At 64.9% G+C, this 20,477-nt stretch carries 18 protein-coding genes; 12 read left to right on the forward strand and 6 right to left on the reverse strand.

Features of this window, described 5'->3' with window-relative positions; genetic code table 11:
- Positions 1-49: 49 nt before the first annotated feature.
- From mce to ACWPV3_RS14000, 6 genes are read right to left on the reverse strand one after another with little or no spacing between them, the layout of a single operon-like run.
- A complete protein-coding gene (gene mce / locus ACWPV3_RS13975; RefSeq protein WP_453978245.1) occupies positions 50-472 on the reverse strand; it encodes a methylmalonyl-CoA epimerase in 423 nt (140 codons plus the stop codon).
- Positions 469-2,628, reverse strand: coding sequence for a methylmalonyl-CoA mutase (gene scpA / locus ACWPV3_RS13980; protein WP_453978246.1), 2,160 nt, complete (start codon positions 2,626-2,628; stop codon positions 469-471). Before scpA ends, mce begins: the two co-directional genes overlap by 4 nt.
- Complete coding sequence (locus ACWPV3_RS13985; protein WP_453978247.1) at positions 2,625-4,001, reverse strand: methylmalonyl-CoA mutase family protein; 1,377 nt, start codon at positions 3,999-4,001, stop codon at positions 2,625-2,627. Before ACWPV3_RS13985 ends, scpA begins: the two co-directional genes overlap by 4 nt.
- Positions 4,002-5,978, reverse strand: a complete 1,977-nt coding sequence (locus tag ACWPV3_RS13990) for an acetyl-CoA carboxylase biotin carboxylase subunit (RefSeq protein ID WP_453978248.1) — start codon at positions 5,976-5,978, stop codon at positions 4,002-4,004. It lies immediately after the preceding gene.
- A gap of 9 nt (positions 5,979-5,987) precedes the next feature.
- Positions 5,988-6,773 carry a TIR domain-containing protein gene (locus tag ACWPV3_RS13995; RefSeq protein ID WP_453978249.1) on the reverse strand — a complete coding sequence of 262 codons (786 nt, stop codon included), beginning with the start codon at positions 6,771-6,773 and terminating at the stop codon, positions 5,988-5,990.
- A 6-nt stretch (positions 6,774-6,779) separates the two neighbouring features.
- On the reverse strand, positions 6,780-8,315 hold the full coding sequence (locus tag ACWPV3_RS14000) for an acyl-CoA carboxylase subunit beta (protein ID WP_453978250.1): 1,536 nt from the start codon (positions 8,313-8,315) through the stop codon (positions 6,780-6,782).
- 131 nt (positions 8,316-8,446) lie between these two features.
- Between ACWPV3_RS14000 and ACWPV3_RS14005 the strand changes: the two genes are divergently transcribed.
- From ACWPV3_RS14005 to ACWPV3_RS14060, 12 genes are all read left to right on the forward strand, one after another.
- Positions 8,447-9,880 carry a helix-turn-helix domain-containing protein gene (locus tag ACWPV3_RS14005; RefSeq protein WP_453978251.1) on the forward strand — a complete coding sequence of 478 codons (1,434 nt, stop codon included), beginning with the start codon at positions 8,447-8,449 and terminating at the stop codon, positions 9,878-9,880.
- 64 nt (positions 9,881-9,944) lie between these two features.
- Positions 9,945-10,991: an oxidoreductase gene (locus ACWPV3_RS14010; protein ID WP_453978252.1), complete on the forward strand. Its 1,047-nt coding sequence runs from the start codon at positions 9,945-9,947 to the stop codon at positions 10,989-10,991.
- 100 nt (positions 10,992-11,091) lie between these two features.
- Positions 11,092-11,466, forward strand: coding sequence for a BlaI/MecI/CopY family transcriptional regulator (locus tag ACWPV3_RS14015; RefSeq protein ID WP_292087474.1), 375 nt, complete (start codon positions 11,092-11,094; stop codon positions 11,464-11,466).
- Positions 11,463-13,139, forward strand: coding sequence for a M56 family metallopeptidase (locus ACWPV3_RS14020; protein ID WP_453978253.1), 1,677 nt, complete (start codon positions 11,463-11,465; stop codon positions 13,137-13,139). The genes ACWPV3_RS14015 and ACWPV3_RS14020 overlap by 4 nt, the downstream gene beginning before the upstream one ends.
- A 269-nt stretch (positions 13,140-13,408) precedes the next feature.
- The gene (locus ACWPV3_RS14025) at positions 13,409-14,824 is read left to right on the forward strand and encodes a tyrosine-type recombinase/integrase (protein ID WP_126150197.1); all 1,416 of its coding nucleotides are present in this window, start codon (positions 13,409-13,411) and stop codon (positions 14,822-14,824) included.
- Positions 14,817-15,119, forward strand: coding sequence for a helix-turn-helix domain-containing protein (locus tag ACWPV3_RS14030; RefSeq protein WP_453978254.1), 303 nt, complete (start codon positions 14,817-14,819; stop codon positions 15,117-15,119). Before ACWPV3_RS14025 ends, ACWPV3_RS14030 begins: the two co-directional genes overlap by 8 nt.
- Before the next feature lie 110 nt (positions 15,120-15,229).
- A complete protein-coding gene (locus ACWPV3_RS14035; protein ID WP_453978255.1) occupies positions 15,230-15,610 on the forward strand; it encodes an XRE family transcriptional regulator in 381 nt (126 codons plus the stop codon).
- Positions 15,603-16,517 (forward strand): ABC-three component system protein, encoded by a 915-nt coding sequence (locus tag ACWPV3_RS14040; protein WP_126150200.1) that lies wholly within the window; start codon positions 15,603-15,605, stop codon positions 16,515-16,517. The genes ACWPV3_RS14035 and ACWPV3_RS14040 overlap by 8 nt, the downstream gene beginning before the upstream one ends.
- A complete protein-coding gene (locus ACWPV3_RS14045) occupies positions 16,514-16,759 on the forward strand; it encodes an ABC-three component system middle component 6 (RefSeq protein WP_126150201.1) in 246 nt (81 codons plus the stop codon). The genes ACWPV3_RS14040 and ACWPV3_RS14045 overlap by 4 nt, the downstream gene beginning before the upstream one ends.
- Positions 16,756-18,519 carry an ABC-three component system protein gene (locus ACWPV3_RS14050; protein ID WP_126150202.1) on the forward strand — a complete coding sequence of 588 codons (1,764 nt, stop codon included), beginning with the start codon at positions 16,756-16,758 and terminating at the stop codon, positions 18,517-18,519. Before ACWPV3_RS14045 ends, ACWPV3_RS14050 begins: the two co-directional genes overlap by 4 nt.
- Positions 18,520-18,527: 8 nt before the next feature.
- Positions 18,528-19,343 (forward strand): hypothetical protein, encoded by an 816-nt coding sequence (locus ACWPV3_RS14055; protein WP_453978256.1) that lies wholly within the window; start codon positions 18,528-18,530, stop codon positions 19,341-19,343.
- Between the two features lie 9 nt (positions 19,344-19,352).
- Complete coding sequence (locus tag ACWPV3_RS14060) at positions 19,353-20,240, forward strand: HEPN domain-containing protein (protein WP_126150204.1); 888 nt, start codon at positions 19,353-19,355, stop codon at positions 20,238-20,240.
- Positions 20,241-20,477 lie beyond the last annotated feature (237 nt).

Here is a 20,477-nt window from a genome sequence, read left to right on the forward strand (position 1 = left end):
CCGTTCTGCGCTTCAACGGCGAAGCTGACGAAAGGCTCCGCGCCCCCCTTCAGTGCGCCCCTTTCGGCGTCTCCATCAGCTCGATCAGCACGCCGCCCATCTCCTTCGGATGCAGGAAGACGACAGGCGTGCCGTGGGCGCCGATGCGGGGTTCGCCGGTCCCCAGGACGGTCACGCCCTTGGCGCGCATTTCGGCGACGGCGGCGTGGATGTCCGCCACCTCGAAACAGATGTGATGCTGGCCGCCCTTGGGGTTCTTGGCCAGAAAGCCGACGATGGGGCTGGCGTCGTCATAGGGTTCGATCAGTTCGATCTGGGCGGTGGGGGTGTCGATGAAACAGACCTTCACCCCCTGGGCCGGCAGGTCGAAGGGCTCGCCGATCCTGGTCGCGCCCAGCACGTCGCGATAGAGGCGGATCGAGTCAGCGATGGAGGGCGTGGCGACGCCGACATGGTTCAGATTGCCGATCATGCCGGCTCCTTTCGCGGCGCGGGCTGGGCGTAGCCCAGGCGCTGGTTCAGCTTCTCGATCAGATCCGCCGCCGTCTCGGCGATCACCGAACCCGGCGGATAGACGGCGGCCGCCCCCATATCGAGCAAGGGCTGCACGTCCGACGGCGGAATGACGCCGCCGACCACGATCATGATGTCCTCGCGGCCCAGCTTGGCCAGTTCGGCGCGCAGTTCAGGAACCAGGGTCAGGTGCCCAGCCGCCAGAGACGACGCGCCGACCGCGTGGACGTTCTTTTCGACCGCGTCCCTGGCCGCCTCGGCGGGCGTCTGGAACAGGGAACCGGCTGTCACGTCGAAGCCGATGTCGCCGTAGCCGGTGGCGACGACCTTCTGGCCCCGGTCATGGCCGTCCTGGCCCAGCTTGGCGATCAGGATGCGCGGCGGGCCGCCGTCGTTCTCGATAAAAGTCGCGACCATCTCGCGGGCGCGGGCGACCTTGGGATCGTTCCCGGCCTCTTTCGCATAGACGCCCGAGACCGTCTTCACCGTGGCCACGTGGCGGCCGAAGGCGGCCTCCAGAGCGTCGGAGATTTCGCCCACAGTGGCCTTGGCGCGTGCGGCCCGTACCGCCAGTTCCATCAGGTTCTCACTGCCCCGCGCGCCCTCGGTCAGGGCGTCTAGAGCGGCTTGCGTCGCCGCCTCGTCCCGCTCGGCCCTGAGGCGTTGCAGCTTCTCGATCTGGCGGGCGCGCACCTCGGCGTTGTCGACCTTCAGCATCGGAATGTCGTCGACGACGGGGTTCAGATATTTGTTCACGCCCACGACCGTCTGCTGGCCGGTGTCGATCCGTGCCTGGGTCTTGGCGGCGGACTCCTCGATCCGCAACTTGGGAATACCCGCCTCGATGGCCTTGGCCATGCCGCCGTAGGCCTCGACTTCGTCCATCAGGGCACGAGCCTTCGTCGCCAGTTCCTGCGTCAGGCGCTCGACGTAGAAGCTGCCGCCCCAGGGGTCGATGACACGGGTCAGGCCCGTCTCGGCCTGCGCCAGAATCTGCGTGTTGCGCGCGATCCGGGCCGAGAAGTCGGTCGGCAGGGCCAGGGCCTCGTCCAGGGCATTGGTGTGCAGGCTCTGCGTCTGGCCGCCCGCCGCCGCCATGCACTCGACCATGGTGCGGCTGACATTGTTGAACACGTCCTGCGCCGCCAGCGACCAGCCCGAGGTCTGGCAGTGGGTGCGAAGGGACAGGGACTTCGGATCGACGCCGCCTTCGCGACGCACCGCCTCGGCCCACAGCAGGCGGCCGGCGCGCATCTTGGCCACCTCCATGAAGTAGTTCATGCCGATGGCCCAGAAGAAGCTGAGGCGCGGCGCGAAACGATCGATCTCCATGCCCGCCGCCTTGCCCGCGCGCAGGTATTCGATGCCGTCCGACAGGGTGTAGGCCAGCTCGATGTCCGCCGAGGCCCCCGCCTCCTGCATATGATAGCCGGAGATGGAGATCGAGTTGAACTTGGGCGTTTCCTTCGCCGTCCACTCGAAGATGTCAGCGATGATCCGCATCGAGGGCGCAGGCGGATAGATGTAGGTGTTGCGGACCATGAACTCCTTCAGAATGTCGTTCTGAATGGTCCCGGTCAGCTTGGCGTGGTCGACGCCCTGCTCCTCGCCCGCCACGACGTAGAGGGCCAGGATCGGCAGAACCGCCCCGTTCATGGTCATGGACACCGACATCTGGTCCAGCGGAATGCCGTCGAACAGGGTGCGCATGTCCAGAATGCTGTCGATGGCGACGCCCGCCATGCCGACATCGCCCTTCACCCGCGGGTGATCGGAATCGTAGCCCCGGTGGGTGGCCAGATCGAAGGCGACCGACAGGCCCTTCTGACCGGCGGCCAGGTTGCGGCGATAGAAGGCGTTCGATTCCTCGGCGGTGGAGAAGCCGGCGTACTGACGGATGGTCCAGGGCGCGCCCGCGTACATGGTCGGATAGGGCCCGCGCACAAAGGGGGCGAAGCCCGGCAGGCCGTGGATGAAGTCCAGCCCGTCCAGCGCATCCGGGCCATAGGCTGTCTGGACCGTGAGCCCCTCGGGCGTGGTCCATGGGGCGCGGTCGGGGCCGACGCCGGTCGCGTCCAGATCAAGGGCGACTTTGGAGAAGTCGGGAAAGGTCATTGAGCGGCCTCCTCGAAGGCGGCGGCGAAGCGGACAGGCGTCAGGGCCTCGAACATCCCGATGGCGGTCACGGCGGGCGCGGGCGTCACGGGCGTGGTGCGCACGTCCGGGTCGACGAATTTGGTGACGCCGACGATCTGGGCGGCGCCGTCCTTGAAGGCTTTTTCGGCCAGGGCGCGGGCGCGGGCGATACGGGGCTGGATCACCCCGCCTTCCAGACAGGCGATGACGCCGCCCTCGGCTTCATAGGCCTGGAACTCGGCCCAGGCGGCCTCGGCCAGTTCGCGGGTGCGGGCGTCCAGATACCAGGAACCGCTGGCGGGATCATCGACGCGGCCCAGATTAGCTTCCTCCATCAGGATCAACTGGGTGTTGCGGGCCTGACGCCGGGCGAAGGCGTCCGACAGACCGGCAGCGCGGGTGAAGCCGTCCAGCACCACCACGTCGGCCCCGCCCACGGCGCCGGCGAAACCGGCGGCGGTCAGACGCAGCATGTTCGGCCACGGATCGCGCGCCGACAGCATCCGCCGCGACGAGCGCGCCTCGACGATCGCCGGAACCTCGGCGCCGAACGCCTTGGACACACTGGCCCAGACCAGGCGCAGGGCGCGGATCTTGGCCAGCGAGTCGAAATAGGCCTGGTCCACGGCGACGCCCAGCACCACGCCTTTCAGCGCCGCTTCGACCGCCAAGCCCGCTTCAACGGCCGCCTTCACATAGGCCACGGCCGACGATGCGGCGAAGGCCAGCTCCTGCGCGATGGAGCCGCCCGCCTCATGGGCGACACGGCCCGAGGCCATGAACAGGGTCGCCTCGGGATAGGTGGCGGCCTGTGTCGTCGCCGCCTTCGCCGTCTCGGCCATCAGGCTGGCGAAATCACCGGGCGCGCCGCCCGCCTGGGCGTAGGCGGAGATGGGGTCGAGATGGAAGGCCAGCTTGGCGCGGGGCGAACCCTTGGCGACGGCCGCCAGGGCCTCGGCGGCCTTCACCCCGTCGAACCCGGCGTCCAGGGCCACGGGCGCCAGCTCCAGCGCCACGCCGTCCAGGGCGCGGGCCAGTCGGCCGGCGTCCGCCGCGACCGGCCCGGCGATCAGGACCGAAGCCGCGCCGTTCTCCAGATCGGTCAGGACGGCCTGTTTCAGGGCGTCGGCGTCCTCTCCCTCGTTCAGCGTGCGCACGTCCCAGGCCCGGCCTTCGGACTCCGACGGTCGGGGCGCGAAGATGGGCGCGCCGCCGGTCGCCGCTCCATAGAGGGGCCGCGTCGCCAGCTGGTCGGCGTCCAGATGGACCAGGCTTTCCAGCGGGCGGTCCTTCAGCGCCTTGACGGCGGCCTCGCGCCACTCCAGCGGGGTCGGGACGGCGAAGTCGGTCATTCAGTCGAACTCCACCAGAACGTCGTCGGCGGCGACGGGGTCGCCCGCCTTGGCCTTGACCGCCTTCACCCGGCCGTCGCGTTCGGCCTTGAGGATGTTCTGCATCTTCATGGCTTCGATGATGGCGACCGTCTCGCCGGACTTGACCTCCTGGCCCTCGGTCACGGGGATGTCCACCACCAGGCCCGGCATGGGCGAGAGCACCAGTTTGGAGGTGTCCGCCGCCTGTTTCTCGGGCAACAGGGCGTAAAGGTGCGCCACGTCGGGCCGCAGCACGCGCACCCGCGCCCTGACCGCGCGGTGACGGATGTCGAAGCCGTCGGCGACGCGTTTGACCTCGGCGGTGAAGGCGTCGTCATCCAGCACCGCCTTGAACAGCGACAGACCCGGCCGCCAGTCGATCTCGGACAGGGAAACCTCTTCCCCGTCGATAACGACGACCAGGTCCTCGGCCTCGTCATAGCCGACCTCCACCGCATGGGCCGTCTTGTCGACCAGGACGGTCCAGTCGGTGCGCTCGCTGGGGTCGCCGTCCTGTTCGGCGACAACCTCGTTCATGGCGACGGCGCAGGCGATCAGTATCTTCACCTGCTCGGGCGTCGGCGTCAGGCCGTGGAAACCCTCAGGGAACTCGTCCTTGATGTAGCTGGTCGAAAGCTGACCGGACTGGAACCGCTCCTGATCCATCACCGCCGCCAGGAAGGGCACGTTGTGGCCCAACCCCGCCAGATGGGTGTCCTCCAGCGCGCGAGCCATGCCGCGCACGGCGTCGTCGCGCGTCTCGCCCCAGGCGCACAGTTTGGCGATCATGGGGTCGTAGAACATCGAGATCTCGTCGCCCTCGCGGACGCCGGAATCGTTGCGGACGGTATAGTCGCCCTGATCGCCCTCTTGCGGCTGCTCATAGCGGACCAGCCGGCCGATGGACGGCAGGAAGCCGCGATAGGGGTCCTCGGCGTAGATGCGGCTCTCGATGGCCCAGCCGTTGATCGCCAGGTCCTTCTGTTCGAAGGCCAGTTTCTCGCCCCAGGCCGAGCGGATCATCTGTTCGACCAGATCGACGCCGGTGATCAGTTCCGTCACCGGATGCTCGACCTGCAGACGGGTGTTCATCTCCAGGAAGTAGAAGCTCTTGTCCTGACCGGCGACGAACTCGACCGTTCCGGCGCTGTCATAGTTCACAGCCTGAGCCAGGGCGACGGCCTGCGCCCCCATGGCGGCGCGGGTGGCCTCATCCAGCAGGGGCGACGGCGCCTCCTCGATGACCTTCTGGTTGCGGCGTTGGATCGAGCATTCACGTTCGAACAGGTGGACGACGTGGCCGTGCTTGTCGCCCAGCACCTGGATCTCGATGTGGCGCGGATCGACGATGAACTTCTCCAGGAAGACCCGGTCGTCGCCAAAGGCGTTCAGCGCCTCGGCCTTCACCGCCGCGAACCCCTCGGCCATGTCGGCATCTGAATGGGCCACGCGGATGCCCTTGCCGCCGCCGCCGGCCGAGGCCTTGATCATGACCGGATAGCCGATCTCGCGCGCGATCCTGACCGCCTCGTCGGGCGTCTCGATCAGGCCCATGTGGCCCGGCACGGTCGAGACCCCCGCCTCGGCCGCCAGCTTCTTGGAGCTGATCTTGTCGCCCATGGCCTCGATGGCCTCGGGGTTCGGGCCGATGAAGGCGATCCCCTCGTCCCTCAGCCGCCGCGCGAACCCGGCGTTCTCCGACAGGAAGCCAAAGCCCGGATGCACCGCCTGCGCGCCCGTCTGGCGCACCGCCTCGACGATCTTGTCGGCCAGCAGATAGGACTGCGCGGCCGGCGCCGGCCCGATCAGCACCGCCTCGTCGGCCATCTCGACCGCCAGCGACCCGGCGTCGGCCTCCGAATAGACCTGCACCGTCTGGATGCCCATCTTGCGGCAGGTCTTGATGATCCGAACCGCGATCTCGCCCCGGTTGGCGATGAGGATTTTGGAGAACATCTTAGTGACCTAACTGCCAAATGCTTTTGAGAAATCGACCGGCACTTTGGCTGCAACCAGCTCTCTGGTGAGCGTGTTTTTCCATCCGCCACTTAGGTCGAGTGGGACAAATGCTACCCCATCGTAATCCGATGGTGTCTCCACACCATCGGCGACCAACGCACAAACGCGGTCCGGTCCGAGGCGCCCGATAAAGAAGCCAAGCTCAAAAACCACGTTCTGCCGCGCTCTAGGCTTCGCTGCATCGCCAGCGAGGCCTCCTGCGTCATCCCCAGTTACCAAGACGACAGCAAAGCTTACGTCAGCGGACTCTTCTTGGAACTTGGATATTAGCGTACGACCAAGATTGGGTCTTTCGTGGAGAATTATGACTTGTAATCCGAGCTGCTCCAGAAACCGAGCAACTTCATTTTTTGGTGCATCGGCCCGGCCATGCACCAAGAACACGCGATTAGTTATCGCCTTATCTACATAAGGAGCGACGTCGATAGCTACATCATCACTTTCATCGATTATATCGATCAAGCTGTGAAGCTTTTTGACAGTCTTCGATACATTGTCACGAGCTAGCTCCATATTCCTAAAAGGATCGCTAGATGAAACACTACCGATACGGTGCTTAAATTTCGCAATCCATTGATCGTCGCCCATAATGCGCTCTAATGAGTGCTCTAACTTTGCAGCCCATCCGCTAGCATCGCTCTGGCGATTGATTGACGCAGCCAGTTCTTCGCCCTCCCTCATGCGTTGCTGCACAAGCGAAGTTGCGGTCGCCTTATCTATCAATATCTGCATAACGACCTACAGCGGAATGTTGTCGTGCTTCTTCCAGGGGTTCTCCTGGACCTTGTTCTTCAGCGTCCGCAGCGCCTTCACCAGCCGCCGCCGCGTGCCGTGCGGCATGATGACGTCGTCGATATAGCCCAGGCCCGCCGCCACGAACGGATTGGCGAAACGGTCCTTGTATTCGGCCTCGCGCGCCGCCAGGGCCTCGGGATCGCCGGCCTCCTTGCGGAAGATGATCTCGACCGCGCCCTTGGCGCCCATGACCGCGATCTCGGCGGTGGGCCAGGCGTAGTTGACGTCGCCGCGCAGGTGTTTGGAACTCATCACGTCATAGGCGCCGCCATAGGCCTTGCGCGTGATCAGGGTCAGTTTCGGCACGGTCGCCTCGGCGTAGGCGAACAGCAGCTTGGCCCCGTGTTTGATCAGGGCGCCGTATTCCTGCTTGGTCCCCGGCATGAAGCCCGGCACGTCGACCAGCGTCACCAGCGGAATGTCGAAGGCGTCGCAGAAGCGCACGAACCGCGCGGCCTTGCGGCTTGAATCGATGTCCAGCACGCCGGCCAGCACTTGGGGCTGGTTGGCGACGATGCCGACCGTCTGGCCGTCCAGCCGCCCGAAGCCGCAGATGATGTTCCGGGCGAAGTCGGCCCCGATCTCGAAGAAGTCGGCCTCGTCCACCACCTTCAGGATCAGCTCCTTCATGTCATAGGGCTGGTTCGGATTGGCCGGGATCAATGTGTCCAGCGACGGCTCGTCCCGCTCCGGCTCGTCATAGCTCTCGCGCACCGGCGGCTTTTCACGGTTCGACAGGGGCAGGAAGCCGATCAGGCGGCGCACCTCCGACAGGGCCTCCAGATCATTCTCGAACGCCCCGTCCGCCACGCCCGATTTGCCGGCGTGGACGCGGGCGCCGCCCAGGTCCTCGTGGCTGACCACCTCGTTGGTGACGGTCTTCACCACGTCGGGGCCGGTCACGTACATGTAGGAGGTGTCCTTCACCATGAAGATGAAGTCGGTGATGGCGGGCGAATAGACGTCGCCGCCCGCGCACGGCCCCATGATGACGCTGATCTGGGGAATGACGCCGCTGGCCAGGGTGTTTTGCAGGAAGATGTCGGCGTAACCGGCCAGGCTCTCGACCCCTTCCTGGATCCGCGCCCCGCCCGCGTCGAACAGGCCGATGATCGGGGCGCCGGTCGTCAGGGCCATCTTCTGCAGCTTGACGATCTTGGCCGCATGGGCGCCCGACAGCGAACCGCCGAACACCGTGAAATCCTTGGAGAAGACATAGACCAGCCGACCGTTGATCGTGCCACGCCCGGTGACGACGCCGTCGCCGGGGATGCGCTGGTCCTGCATGCCGAAGTCGTGGCTGCGGTGCTCCACGAACATGTCGGTCTCCTCGAAGGAGCCCTCGTCCAGCAGCACGCCGATCCGTTCGCGCGCCGTCAGCTTGCCCTTGGCGTGCTGGGCGGCGATACGCTTTTCCCCGCCGCCCAGCCGTGCGGCGGCGCGACGACGCTCCAGTTCTTCAAGGATGGCTTGAGTCATGATGAGTTTGCGCCTCTTGTTCGTGAGGCAAGGCGTGGCGCCTTCATCGCAAATACGCAAACGCAACTTTGCAAAAAGTGTGGAACTGCGCCGACTTGCAAAGGACGATCCGATGATCTGCAAAGTTGCGAATGGCTGAGAAACTCTTTTTGGGGGCCAAGCTGCGCAAGCTGCGCGAGGCGCGCGGCTGGACGCTGGAGGCCTGCGCCGAACGACTGGGCCTGTCGCCCTCCTATCTGTCGCAGTTGGAGACGAACCAGCGGCCGGCGACGGCGCGGGTGCTGATCGCCCTGACCCGCGCCTTCCATGTAGACGCCAGCCTGTTCGATCTGGAAGGGGACGCCCGGCTGATCGCCGACCTGCGCGAAGCGACCACCGACATCGCCGGGCCGGTCAGCGGCGGGGCCGAACCGCCATCCGCCGCCGAACTGAAACAGGCGGTCGCCAACACCCCGCGCCTGGCCCGCCAGTTCCTGGCCCTGCATCAGACCTTCCGTCGGCTGGACGAGCGGGTGAAGGCGCTGGACGACACCCTAGGCCGCGACGAGCGCGGGGCGGCGGCCGCCCTGCTGCCCTATGAGGAGGTGCGCGACTTCTTCCACTACCGCGACAACTATATCGACGGACTGGACACGGCGGCCGAGGCCCTGGCCGACGCCTTGCCGCCGGACGGTCAGCTGGAGCGGCGGCTGGAGGCGGCCCTGGCCCAGATCCACGGCGTGCGGGTGGTCAATGTGGCGGGCCAGGCGGCGCTGCGCCGCTACGATCCCGTCAGCCGGGTGCTGTCGCTGGACGCCTGGCAACCCGGTGCGACGCGCGCCTTCCAGATGGCGCACCAGTTGGCCCTGCTCTCGTTCCGCGATCTGATCGAAGCCGAGCTGGACCGCGCGGCCTTCCGCACCCAGGCGGCGCGCGACGTGGCGAGGGTCGGTTTGGCCAACTATGCGGCCGGCGCCCTGCTGCTGCCCTATCGCGCGTTTCTGGAGGCGGCGCGGACCGAGCGGCACGACATCGACCGGCTGCGCACCCGGTTCCAGGTCAGTTTCGAACAGGTCTGCCACCGGCTGTCGACCCTGCAACGACCCGGCTGGCGCGGCGTGCCCTTCTATTTCGCCCGTGTGGACATGGCCGGCAACATCACCAAGCGGCACAGCGCGACGCGGTTCCAGTTCGCCCGTTTCGGCGGCGCCTGCCCCCTGTGGAACGTGCACGAAGCCTTCGCCGCCCCCGACCGGATCGGGGTGCAGCTGGCCGAGATGCCGGACGGATCGCGCTACATTTCCATCGCCAGAAGCGTATCCAAGCCCAGCGGCTCCTACCTGGCCGAGGACCGGCGCTACGCCCTTTCGCTGGGATGCGAGATCGAACACGCGGGGTCGCTGGTCTATGCGGCCGGGCTGGATCTGAACGGGCCGGCGACGCGGATCGGCGTCAGCTGCCGCATCTGCGAACGCACCGACTGCACCCAGCGCGCCTTCCCGCCGCTGGACCGGACGCTGCACGTCTCTGAGAACGAACGGGGCGTCGTGCCCTATCGGTTGGAGGGGCAGGAGCCGGATCGCTGACACGAAGGGTTACGAACCGTCGTCCGGCCTCGACAAGACGGCGTCGGGCCGGTTGGATCGGGTCATGATCGCATCCCCCTCCTCCGCCCCGCTCGGTGTCGCCCTGGTCGGTTACGGCCTGGCGGGCCAGACCTTCCATGCGCCCCTGATCGCTGCGACGCCCGGACTGGCCCTGCGCGTCGTCGTCTCCTCCCGGCCCGAGGCGGTTCGGGTCGATCTCCCAGAGGTCGAGGTGCTGGCGGGCCTGGACGCGGCCCTGGCGCGCGCCGACATCGACCTGATCGTGGTGGCCACGCCCGACGCCCTGCACGCCGAACAGTCGATGCAGGCGCTGCGGGCCGGAAAATCGGTCGTGGTGGACAAGCCCTTCGCCGCCAGCCTGGCCGAGGCCGAGGTGGTCGCCGCCGTGGCCGCCCAGGCGCCGGGCGTGTTCAGCGTGTTCCAGAACCGGCGCTGGGACGCCGACTTCCTGACCCTGCGCCGGCTGATCGCCGACGGCGCCCTGGGCGAGATCGCGGTGTACGAAAGCCATTTCGACCGGTTCCGCCCCACCGTGACCGATCGCTGGAAGGACCGGCGCGACGGCGGGATCTGGGCCGACCTGGGGCCGCATCTGGCGGACCAGGCGGTCCAGCTGTTCGGCCCGCCCCTGGGCGTCTATGCCGACCTTCAGCCCCAACGTCAGGGCGCGACCGGCATCGACTACGCCCACGTTCTGCTGCGCTACGACCGGATGCGGGTGATCCTGAACATAAGCCTTCTGGCCGCCGACAGCACCTTGCGCTTCGCCGTCCACGGCACGGGCGGCAGCTTCATCAAACACGGTCTGGATCCGCAGGAAGATCAGTCCAAGGCCGGACTTCGTCCCGGCGATCCTGCCTGGGGCGTCGATCCGTCGCCCGGCGTCCTGGTTCGCGTGGTCGAGGGGGAAGCCAAGCGCACGACCGTCCCGTCCGAACGCGGCGACTACCCCGCCTTCTACGCCGCCATGCGCGACGCCATCCGGGGCGAAACCCCTCCGCCTGTCCCCGCCGACCAGGCCCTGACCGTCATGCGGGTGTTGGACGCCGGCCTGCGTAGCGCCGCCGAGCGCCGCGAAATCCGGTTATAGCCGCACCCTACCGCGAGTTCATCTCGCCGCCTCAATCCCGCCCCAATCCGCTACACATGTAACGCTACAAATGTAGCGAACATGAAACGGAGAGACCCGCGTGATCGAGTCCCTGCCCCGACGCGAGCGAGAGGTGTTCGAAATCCTCTGCCGACTGGAAAGCGGCACGGCCGCCGCAGTCCGCAACGCCCTGTCCGATCCGCTCAGCGATTCCGCTGTCCGAACCCTGCTGACACGGCTGGAGGGAAAGGGGTTGGTGATGCGGACTTCCGGCCCCGACGGCTTCGTCTACAGCCCGGCCCAACGCACCGAGACGGTCGCCGCCAACGCCATGCGGCGGATGATCGACACCTTTTTCGCCGGTTCCGCCGCCAGCGCCGCGACCGCCCTGCTGGGCCTGGGCCAGAGGCTGACGCCGGAAGAGGCCGCCGCCCTGGAACGCGCCATCGATCAGGCCGTGGAGCGCAAGTCGTGACCTGGACCCTGCTGCTGTCCCTCCTGGTCAAGTCCAGCCTGATCGCCGGCGCCGGCCTGATCTGCGCGCGGGTGTTGAGCCGACGCCCGGCGGAACGCGCCGACATCCTGCGCGGCGTGGTCTGTCTGTTGCTGACCCTGCCGATCTTGATGGCCGTCCTGCCGAACCTGACCCTGACGCTGCTGCCTGCGGCGCCGACGCCCACGGCCGTCTTGCCGATGTGGCGGGGCGAGGTCGGTCCCGTCGCGGGACTGGAGGTTTCCGCAAGCCTGCCGTGGCCGACGGCGGCGACCGCGGCCGGCCTGCTGTGGCTGCTGGGCGTCGCGATGCTGGCAGGGCGGTTGCTGCTTGGACTGCACACGCTGAACCGCTGGACGCGCGACGGTCGCGCAGTGAAATGCGCCGCCTGGTCCGCGCCGCTCGATGTTCTCTCGCCCTCGGCTCGGCCGCGCCTGGTGGCCAGCGACCATCTGTCCAGTCCGTTGAGCTGGGGCGTGTCGCCGGGGGTCATCCTGGTCGATCCGGCCAGCCTGGCCGAGCGCCAGGCCGCTCCGGCCATCTTGGCTCACGAATTGGCCCACCTGCGGCGCAACGACTGGATCTTCCTCATCCTGTCGCGCCTGGCCCTGGCGTTGTTCTGGTTCAATCCCCTGGTCTGGCGGCTGCACGCGGAACTGGTCGCCCGCTCCGAGGAAGCCGCCGACGAAAGCGCGCTGCAGACCGTGGATCGCCGCCTCTACGCCCGGACACTGGTTCGTCTGGCCGCTCAGCCTGCCCCTTACGCCGCGACCGCCATGGCCGCGGACGCCCGAACCCTCAAGACAAGGATCGCCTGCATCATGTCCGATACCGACGCCCGTCGTCGCCCGCTGACCACCGCCCTGTCGGTTGTCGCCTTGGCCGCCGTCGCCACGCCCCTGGCCGCCCTGGAGCTGAGCCGCAAGAGGGCCGAGACGCCGGTCGCCGTCGACACCATGCGTGAAGCCACGCCTGAGGCCGCCGTTCTCGTTTTGACCGGGCGAGCCGCTGAAACGACGCCGCTGCGCCTGATCAGGACCGTGTCGGTGAAGGCGCCGCCCGCACCGCCTGCGCCTCCGGCCCCGCCGCCTGCCCCACCGCCTGTCCCGTCCTGGTCTTCGAGCGCCGCGGTCCCGGCTCCGCCCGCGCCTCCGTCTCCGCCCGCGCACCCCGCTCCGCCTTCAAGGAGCGTCAGCTACACCTACACCGTCAACGGCTCGCCGGAGGACGAACAAATGGCCGAGGAAGCGCGCCAGATCGCCGCCGATGTCCGCGCCCGCGCCGCAGACGCCCGCCGACAGGCCGTCGAGGCCAGACGACAGGCGGTGGAGGCGCGACGCCAGGCCCAAGAGGCCCGCCTCGCCGGAGAACGGGCGCAGCAGCAGGCTCGCCAGGCCGAACGTCGTGGCGGCGAGGACCTGGCCCGCGGCGCCGAACAGATGCGGGCTGGCGCGGCCCAGATGCGGACGGAAAGCGTCCGCCTCCAGGACCCGAATTATCGGGCGCGCCAGATCGCCGAGAACCGCGCGCGAGGAAATCCGGTGACGGACGCGGAACTGCGCGCCCTGTCCGCCTCCCTGCCCGCCCGCGCCGATGAAATGCTGCGCCGCGCCGACGATCTGGAGCGCCAGGCCGCCCGAATGACCGGGCGTTGAGGCGAAGAAGGGACGCTTCTGGACGAAGTCGGCGGATGGTGCGGGCAGCCGGGATCGAACCGGCAAGGGCTTGCGCCCGGCAGATTTTAAGCGAGCCCAGATGGCCTATCCTTTGTTTATCCGGGGGTATCCGATTTCCCGATAACCGACTGTAGGCACTAGCTTTTTTCGGCTATCAATACATCCATACCTAACCGGGCACACGCCACGGCTGGATTTCTAGGTGCTCCTATTTTGCACCTGAAATCCGGCCTCAAAGGAGGTTAGGAATGGCCAAAATCAAGCTCACCAAGACTGCTGTCGACGCCGCAACCCCGCAGGAACGCGACTACGAACTCCGCGATACGACGATACCGGGCTTTCTCGTGAAGGTCACTCCCGCTGGTCGGAAAACTTTCATGATCGCCTATGTCACGAACAGCGGTCAGCGCCGAAAGCCCGCCATTGGTCGCTACGGCGAGATCACCGTCGAACAGGCGCGTGGGATCGCACAGGACTGGCTTGCCGAGGTTCGGCGCGGCGGCGATCCCAGCGCCGAGCGGACGGCGATCCGTCAGGCCCCAACGGTCAAAGAACTCTTCGATCGTTTCATCACCGATTATTCGGAGGGCCGCAATAAGCCCTCTACCGTCCAGTCCAATCGGGAACGGGGCAAGCGCCACCTCATTCCCAAGCTCGGCCACTTGAAGGTGCCGGACGTTACGCGCGCTGACATTGCCGATCTCATGAAGAAGATGGCGAAGTCTCCCACCAGCGCAAACCGCGTTCTGGCGCTGTGCCGGAAAATGTTCAATGTGGCCGAAGTCTGGGGATTGCGGCCTGATGGCTCCAATCCCTGCCGCCACGTCCCGAAATATCCCGAACGCGGCAAGACCCGCCTCATCACCGATGGGGAAATGCGCAAACTCTTCGAATATCTCGATCGCGCCGAGGCGGAAGGGTTGGAACACCCGTTCATCATTCTGGCCATTCGGCTCCAGTTCGAGTTTGCCGCCCGCATGTCGGAGATCACCGAACTCGAATGGGCCTGGGTCGATTTCGACAACCGCCGCGTCGTCTGGCCGGACAGCAAGACCGGCGGGATGTCGAAACCGATGAGCGCTGAGGCTCTGCGCCTGTTCGAGACCGCGCCGCTGGTGGTGGATTCGCCTTATGTCTGCCCTTCGATCTTCGACCCGGAAAAGCCGATGTCGGCCTATACCTACTATCAGGGCTGGAAGCGCATTCTGGAGCGGGCCGGCCTTCCTCATGTTGGCACCCATGGCATCCGCCATCGCTCCGCCACCGACATCGCCAATTCCGGCGTGCCGGTGAAGGTCGGCATGGCGCTCACTGCCCACAAGACGGTGACCATGTTCATGCGCTACGTCCACACCGAGGACGAGCCTGTCCGGGCGGCGGCGGAAGCCGTGACGCGGCGCCGACTGAATGTCATCGGCGTCGAGCATCAGCCGCCCGCGCCACCGTCTCCGCCCGTCATCGAGCCGCCGTCTATCGCGCCGGTCGGCGGGTCGGCACCCGCGATCCTGGGCCCGGACGGCAAGCCGCTCGGGTTCGAGGACGGCAAATACGCCTCGCGCACGCGCGTTGGAAATTACCGGCCGTTCCGCCACCGCAGCGGTGAGAACCGGACCCTGCCGCCCGGCAGCAAGCGCTCCGAGCCGGAGGTGGCCGATCATGCGTGAGGAAGCCAAAGCTCAACGCCGCTGGCCGACGCCCGAAATTCTGCGTCGTGCCCAATTCGTCGACGATGCCGGCCCCATCCGCTTCGTCGATACCGAAGCTGCAGCGCGATACCTCGCGCTGTCGGCCCACACGCTCGAATGCTACCGCTCGCTCGGCGGCGGCCCCGCCTACCACAAGTTCGGCAAGTGGGTCCGCTATTCCGTAGAAGATCTCGATACCTGGGCCGCGAGCTGCCGCCGATCCACGGCAGCCTCGCCGGACGCGCCAAGCGTCCTTTCCGTTGACCGAACATAGCCCTAAAGCTATACAGGCGCAGATTAATTGTCGGTAGAATCACGGCATTCGCTGATCGTCTTTTGGCAGTAACGTCACCACGCCAACACTAGTTAAGGAAAGGCAGCAAGATGGGTAGAAGCACCGATCATATCGTTGCTCGCCTTCCTCATGACCAGCAGGCCGTCATAGATGCGCGTCAACAGGGTATGACCCAAGAGGTCGAGGGTTTGCGCGAACTTCGTCAGATCACGGGCAAAGCTCAGGCGGATATCGCTTCCGCTTTGAATATTACTCAGCCATCCGTCTCCAAAATCGAGAAGCAGACTGACATGCACCTCTCGACTTTGCGCAATTACGTGGAAGCCGTCGGCGGCGAATTGGAGCTGACCGTCAAGCTGCCCAAGCGGCCGGTGCTGCGGATTCATCATCTTGGCGATCTTGCGCCTGTCAGAGCCGCATCGGTGCGGAAGAAGAGCGGCGATCCGACGTCAAGGCGGCGCCATGGATGAGTTGCAGCGGTCCATCTACGTCGATCGTTTCCGTTTGGCGTTTCACACCAAGAAAGGCGCCGCCTTTCAGGATTGGTTCGTGCTTCTCGCAGGCCATGCCCTCGGCGCTGATTTCGAGGAAGTCCGCCCCTACGGTCCCTATGGGGACCTGAAATGCGATGGCCGCCGGATCAGCTCCGGCTCGGTTTTCCAGTGCTACGCCCCCGATGCCATGAAGGAAGCCGACCTCATCGCCAAAGTCGATGAAGACTTTCACGGTGCCCGTGCCCATTGGAACGGCAACATGCAGGAGTGGGTCTTCGTCCATAACGACGGGCGCGGACTCCCCCCGAACGCGGTTCAGCATCTCGACGGCCTTCGTCAGGCTCATGCGCCGCTGCAGATTACCACTTGGTCCGAGCCGGAGTTGCTCGATCTTACCATGATGCTCGATCTGGCCGCGCTTCAGGCCCTCTTCGGTCCTGCGGCTTCGATAGCGATCGTGGATCGCCTCGTCATGTCTGATCTGGTGCCGATCATTGAGGCGCTCCAGCGGCAGGAGCCCAATCCAAGCGATCCGCCGCTGACGCCGCCGTCGCCGGAAAAGCTGGAAAAAAACGCTCTATCCGAGGAATCGGGCCTGTTTCTGCGCATTGGCAGGCGGAAATCGGCGCTCGTTGATACGTTCTTCCAGAAAATTCCCCGTCCTGATCTCGGCGAACGCATCGCCGAGGCTTTCCGACTGCGGTACGCTGAGCTGAAAGCTCTCGATCTTCCGGCCGACACGATTTTCAAGCATCTTCAGGACTACGCCGGCTTCAACGGCGAGCCGAAGCGTCAGGGAGCGGCGCTGGCAGTCCTCTCCTATTTTTTTGATAGCTGCGACATCTTCGAAGATCCGACCATCATTTCTGTGGAGGCATCATGATCCTCCCGACAAAGCATGTCCGTCCTGATCGCGCGCTCATTGGCGTTGGGGCAGAGGTTCTCGATATTTTAAAGCGACCGATGACCATGTCGCGGCTATGGGACGAGATGCGCGGACGCCGTTCGCTTCATGCGCCCAATGCTCCAATTGACTATCAGTGGTTCATTCTCTCGCTTGACCTGCTCTTCACGATTGGTGCGGTTGACTTTGATCGTGGCGTGGTGCGGAGGATTCAGCCATGATCCGCCGTTTCGGCAGCGACCTCGCGTCTTTCAAGACACTGACCTTCAAGCCGGGTCTGAACATCCTATTGGCTGACAAGAGCGAGGGTGCCAACGATCGCCAGTCGAGGAATGGCGCGGGCAAGACCAGTTTCATAGAGTTGGTCCATTTCCTGTTTGGCGCTGACGCCCGCAAGGACAGCATCTTCCGTTCTGATGCGCTGACGACGTGGACCTTCGACGTCTCCGTCGACATAGCGCAAGAAACCACCTCGGCGGCCCGTAGCGGCGCCAAGCCGAGTCGGATCTTTATCAATGGCGCCGTCGAGAACTGGCCAATCCCGCCGCAGTTCGACACGCGCGCCGGCCTGTTCGAGTTGTCGAACGAGAACTGGAAAGCCAACCTCGGCCAGCTCTGGTTCGGCCTGCCCATTTCGGCAGGGGACGAAGCCGAGCGTTTCCAGCCGTCGTTCCGCTCGCTCTTCTCCTATTTCGTCCGCCGTCAGAACAGCGGCGGCTTTCAGCAGCCAATGCAACATTCGGCGATGCAGCAGGCGTGGGATCAGCAGGTCTCGATCTGCTATCTGCTTGGCCTCGACTGGAGCATCCCCGGCCGCTTTCAAGAACTGCGCGCGCAGGAGAAGGTCGCTCAGGAACTGCGTAAGGCCGCCCGTAGCGGCGACCTTGGCCGGTTCTTCGGTAAGGCGGCCGACCTCAGAACGAAGCTGACTGTCGCGGAGGCTCGTGCCGTGCGGCTTCGCCAGCAGCTTGAAACGTTCGAGGTAGTGCCGGAATACAAAGCTCTGGAGCGTGAGGCGAACGAAATTACGCGCGAAATTGACGGGATGAACGTCGAGAATGTGATCGACGGCGATCTCCTGCAACAGCTTCGCGCTTCGCTGGTCGGTGAGGATGCGCCCGACTTGGGCGACGTTACGAAACTCTATGCGGAGGCCGGCGTCGTCCTCCCCGATATGGTGCGGCGGCGTTTTGACGAGGTGGAGCGCTTCCACCGAACCATCATCGAGAACCGGCGCGCGCACTTGACCGCCGAGATCGCCTCGGCAGAGGCTCGCATCGCTGAACGCGATCAGCGCACAGTCGATCGCGACCGGCGGCGGCGTCAGATAATGGGTGTCCTGCGCTCCGGTGGAGCACTCGAACATTATACATCGCTGCGCGAAGAAGCCGGCCGAGCCGAGGCTGAGGTCGAGGGACTTCGCCAGCGGCTCGATACCGCTGAACGGATCGAAAGCACCAAGGCTGAACTCGACATCGAACGGGCCAACCTGACCAAGGCGCTACGCGACGATATCCACGAGCGGACCGACATCATCCGCGAGGCTATCCTCATTTTCGAGTCGCTCTCGGAGTCCCTTTACGAAAAGGCGGGCAGCCTAACGATTGGCGAGACCGGAAGCGGCCCCCAATTCGAGGTCCATATCGATGGACAACGAAGCAAGGGCATCACCAATATGCAGATATTCTGCTTCGATCTCATGTTGACCGAAATCAGCCTGAAGAATGGGCGCGGTCCCGGCTTTCTGGTCCATGACAGCCATCTATTCGATGGGGTGGACGAAAGGCAGGTTGCTAAGGCGTTGCAACTCGGCGCGGAACGGGCTGAGGCAGCCGGGTTTCAGTACATTGTCACAATGAACTCCGACGCGCTGCCGCGTGAAGGGTTCAAGGCCGGGTTCGATATCCGCTCCTATGTCATGGACACGAAGCTGACCGACGCGACCGACACTGGGGGGCTATTCGGCCTGCGGTTTGAGTAGCCCCGCCCATGCGATCAGCTCCCTTCACCCGTCCGACCCTGGTTGCTGCCGTCGAACTGCTCGAACTGCACAGCCAGGCGCGCTTCAACCAGGTCGTGCTTCGTCTCGGGCTTGAGGATGAGATTTCGTCGGATACCGGCATCAGCGTCACGAAAAAATGCGATCTGCTTGGACGCATTGTCGTCCAGCGCGCCGATGCAATCCTCGACACGCTGGATGGTCGCATGACGCTCGGCGAAGCCGTCGTGCGCCAAGCGGCGCTGCTGGCACAACCCGACGCGATTCATCCATTGCAGACGGCGTTTGCCCGTGGGCTTGCCCGCGATGCCTTTGTGTTGGTCTGGGACGACAATGTTCGGAACGCAACCATTCGAGCCGCGCTGCCGGGAGAAATCCAGCTTCCCGAAACCGACGATGAAGTGCATCGGCTCCTAAAATCCTTCGCTTTCATGACCCCACTCGGTCATCTCGATCAAGCGATCGAGGCGCACAGCCGCGGCGATTGGGCTGCCTGCAACGGACAGCTTCGCACATTCCTTGAAAGCCTGTTCGACAACATTGCCCGCAACGTCCGCCCGGAAGATGCAGCGAAAAGGCCCAGCTCCGAAAATCGCCGGGCGTTGCTGGCGGAAATCGGCTTCCTGTCGACGAGCCGCAATGAATGGACCGGAGACGGGAAGAACTACGTCAATGGCCTTTTCAAGATGCTGCACACCGAAGGATCGCACCCCGGTCTTTCAGACGAGGATCACAGCACCTTCCGTCTCCACGTCGTGCTCGTTACCGCGCGAACCTTCCTCCGGCGCTTAGCCAACGGGCGGTAGGAGGCGCAAATGAGTAGGTGGACGGCGGACGATCTGCGCCGATTGGATCTGAAATACGCCGAGGATGGCGTTCACATTCACCAACGGCCATTCCGGGCCGCGATGGAGCTGCTCGGCTCCAGTTTCGTGATGGGTGTGGGCGGCAATCCCGAGGTCAAACGCATAATGGATGCTTATGCAGCCATGATGCCGGAAGTTGCGACGAACTGGCCCGGCGCCGGAATCGGATTAGTAGCTTCGGTCGATCAGGTGCGAAAGGCCGTTTTCCCCGTCGTGTTCGGTCAGAATTCTCTCCAGCCGTGGCAGATGACTGGCTTCGAGAATGCGGAAGAATGGTGGAATTGGTGCCGCCGGGATAGGTCGATCGCCGCTGACGTCGCCTTTGCTGGCGCGGACATTCACGATTTCACAATGGGTCTCAACGAGGTTGATCAAGGCAATGCTGACGCGGTGACGCTCTGGCGGATGGCAGGGTCGAATCTCGAAGACGTGGCGAACACATTGCCTACCGCGTTCAGCCACGACTCGGTGGTACAGCCGATCTGCATGGCCGCAGAGCTATCCATAAAGGCAACATTGGTTTGGGATGGTGTTGATCCCGACTCTTTCCGAAAAGGCAAGGACGGCCATAACTTGGCCGTGCTCGCCCAGCGTATGGTTACTGCACGGCCGCACCGCGACGATGCGCGGGTTCAAGCGGTGGTGGTGAGCCTGCCGCCCTATGTTGCCAGCCGATACAAGCCCGCTGGCTTGAAGCGACTTTCGGTAGTCAGGTTGGCACTCGGCGTCCAGTTCATTGCAGCGTCTAGCCTGAGGCGGATCGCAGCAGCCGATCTCGCAAGCCAGATGGAAACCGATCCCGATTGGCCGGGACCGAGACCCGCATTTGCGATCTGAAAGTCCGCTTGAGAAAGTGTCGAGTGATCGGGGTGGTACTCCGTAGTGGATTATCACTCGCTTGGTCGCGAGTCGTTTTGTTGATCCGGCATAGCTTTGAGGCTATGAACGGTGAAATGACATTATCGGGCTCGTAGCGGGCGGATGCATCCGGCGAGAGTCAGCAGCGGTTCTACCGGCAGCTCATCGCAAAAGCGGATCTCCGGTTTTCCGAGCATGTGGAAAGCCTGAAATCCG

It is taken from the genome of Brevundimonas sp. Marseille-Q4549 (assembly GCF_976940555.1).

What these genes read in the sequence shown, in the direction of transcription:
- mce (WP_453978245.1), bottom strand. Translation starts at nt 472, where the DNA reads ATGATCGGCAATCTGAACCATGTCGGCGTCGCCACGCCCTCCATCGCT.
- scpA (WP_453978246.1), bottom strand. Translation starts at nt 2,628, where the DNA reads ATGACCTTTCCCGACTTCTCCAAAGTCGCCCTTGATCTGGACGCGACC.
- ACWPV3_RS13985 (WP_453978247.1), bottom strand. Translation starts at nt 4,001, where the DNA reads ATGACCGACTTCGCCGTCCCGACCCCGCTGGAGTGGCGCGAGGCCGCC.
- ACWPV3_RS13990 (WP_453978248.1), bottom strand. Translation starts at nt 5,978, where the DNA reads ATGTTCTCCAAAATCCTCATCGCCAACCGGGGCGAGATCGCGGTTCGG.
- ACWPV3_RS13995 (WP_453978249.1), bottom strand. Translation starts at nt 6,773, where the DNA reads ATGCAGATATTGATAGATAAGGCGACCGCAACTTCGCTTGTGCAGCAA.
- ACWPV3_RS14000 (WP_453978250.1), bottom strand. Translation starts at nt 8,315, where the DNA reads ATGACTCAAGCCATCCTTGAAGAACTGGAGCGTCGTCGCGCCGCCGCA.
- ACWPV3_RS14005 (WP_453978251.1), top strand. Translation starts at nt 8,447, where the DNA reads ATGGCTGAGAAACTCTTTTTGGGGGCCAAGCTGCGCAAGCTGCGCGAG.
- ACWPV3_RS14010 (WP_453978252.1), top strand. Translation starts at nt 9,945, where the DNA reads ATGATCGCATCCCCCTCCTCCGCCCCGCTCGGTGTCGCCCTGGTCGGT.
- ACWPV3_RS14025 (WP_126150197.1), top strand. Translation starts at nt 13,409, where the DNA reads ATGGCCAAAATCAAGCTCACCAAGACTGCTGTCGACGCCGCAACCCCG.
- ACWPV3_RS14030 (WP_453978254.1), top strand. Translation starts at nt 14,817, where the DNA reads ATGCGTGAGGAAGCCAAAGCTCAACGCCGCTGGCCGACGCCCGAAATT.
- ACWPV3_RS14035 (WP_453978255.1), top strand. Translation starts at nt 15,230, where the DNA reads ATGGGTAGAAGCACCGATCATATCGTTGCTCGCCTTCCTCATGACCAG.
- ACWPV3_RS14040 (WP_126150200.1), top strand. Translation starts at nt 15,603, where the DNA reads ATGGATGAGTTGCAGCGGTCCATCTACGTCGATCGTTTCCGTTTGGCG.
- ACWPV3_RS14045 (WP_126150201.1), top strand. Translation starts at nt 16,514, where the DNA reads ATGATCCTCCCGACAAAGCATGTCCGTCCTGATCGCGCGCTCATTGGC.
- ACWPV3_RS14050 (WP_126150202.1), top strand. Translation starts at nt 16,756, where the DNA reads ATGATCCGCCGTTTCGGCAGCGACCTCGCGTCTTTCAAGACACTGACC.
- ACWPV3_RS14055 (WP_453978256.1), top strand. Translation starts at nt 18,528, where the DNA reads ATGCGATCAGCTCCCTTCACCCGTCCGACCCTGGTTGCTGCCGTCGAA.
- ACWPV3_RS14060 (WP_126150204.1), top strand. Translation starts at nt 19,353, where the DNA reads ATGAGTAGGTGGACGGCGGACGATCTGCGCCGATTGGATCTGAAATAC.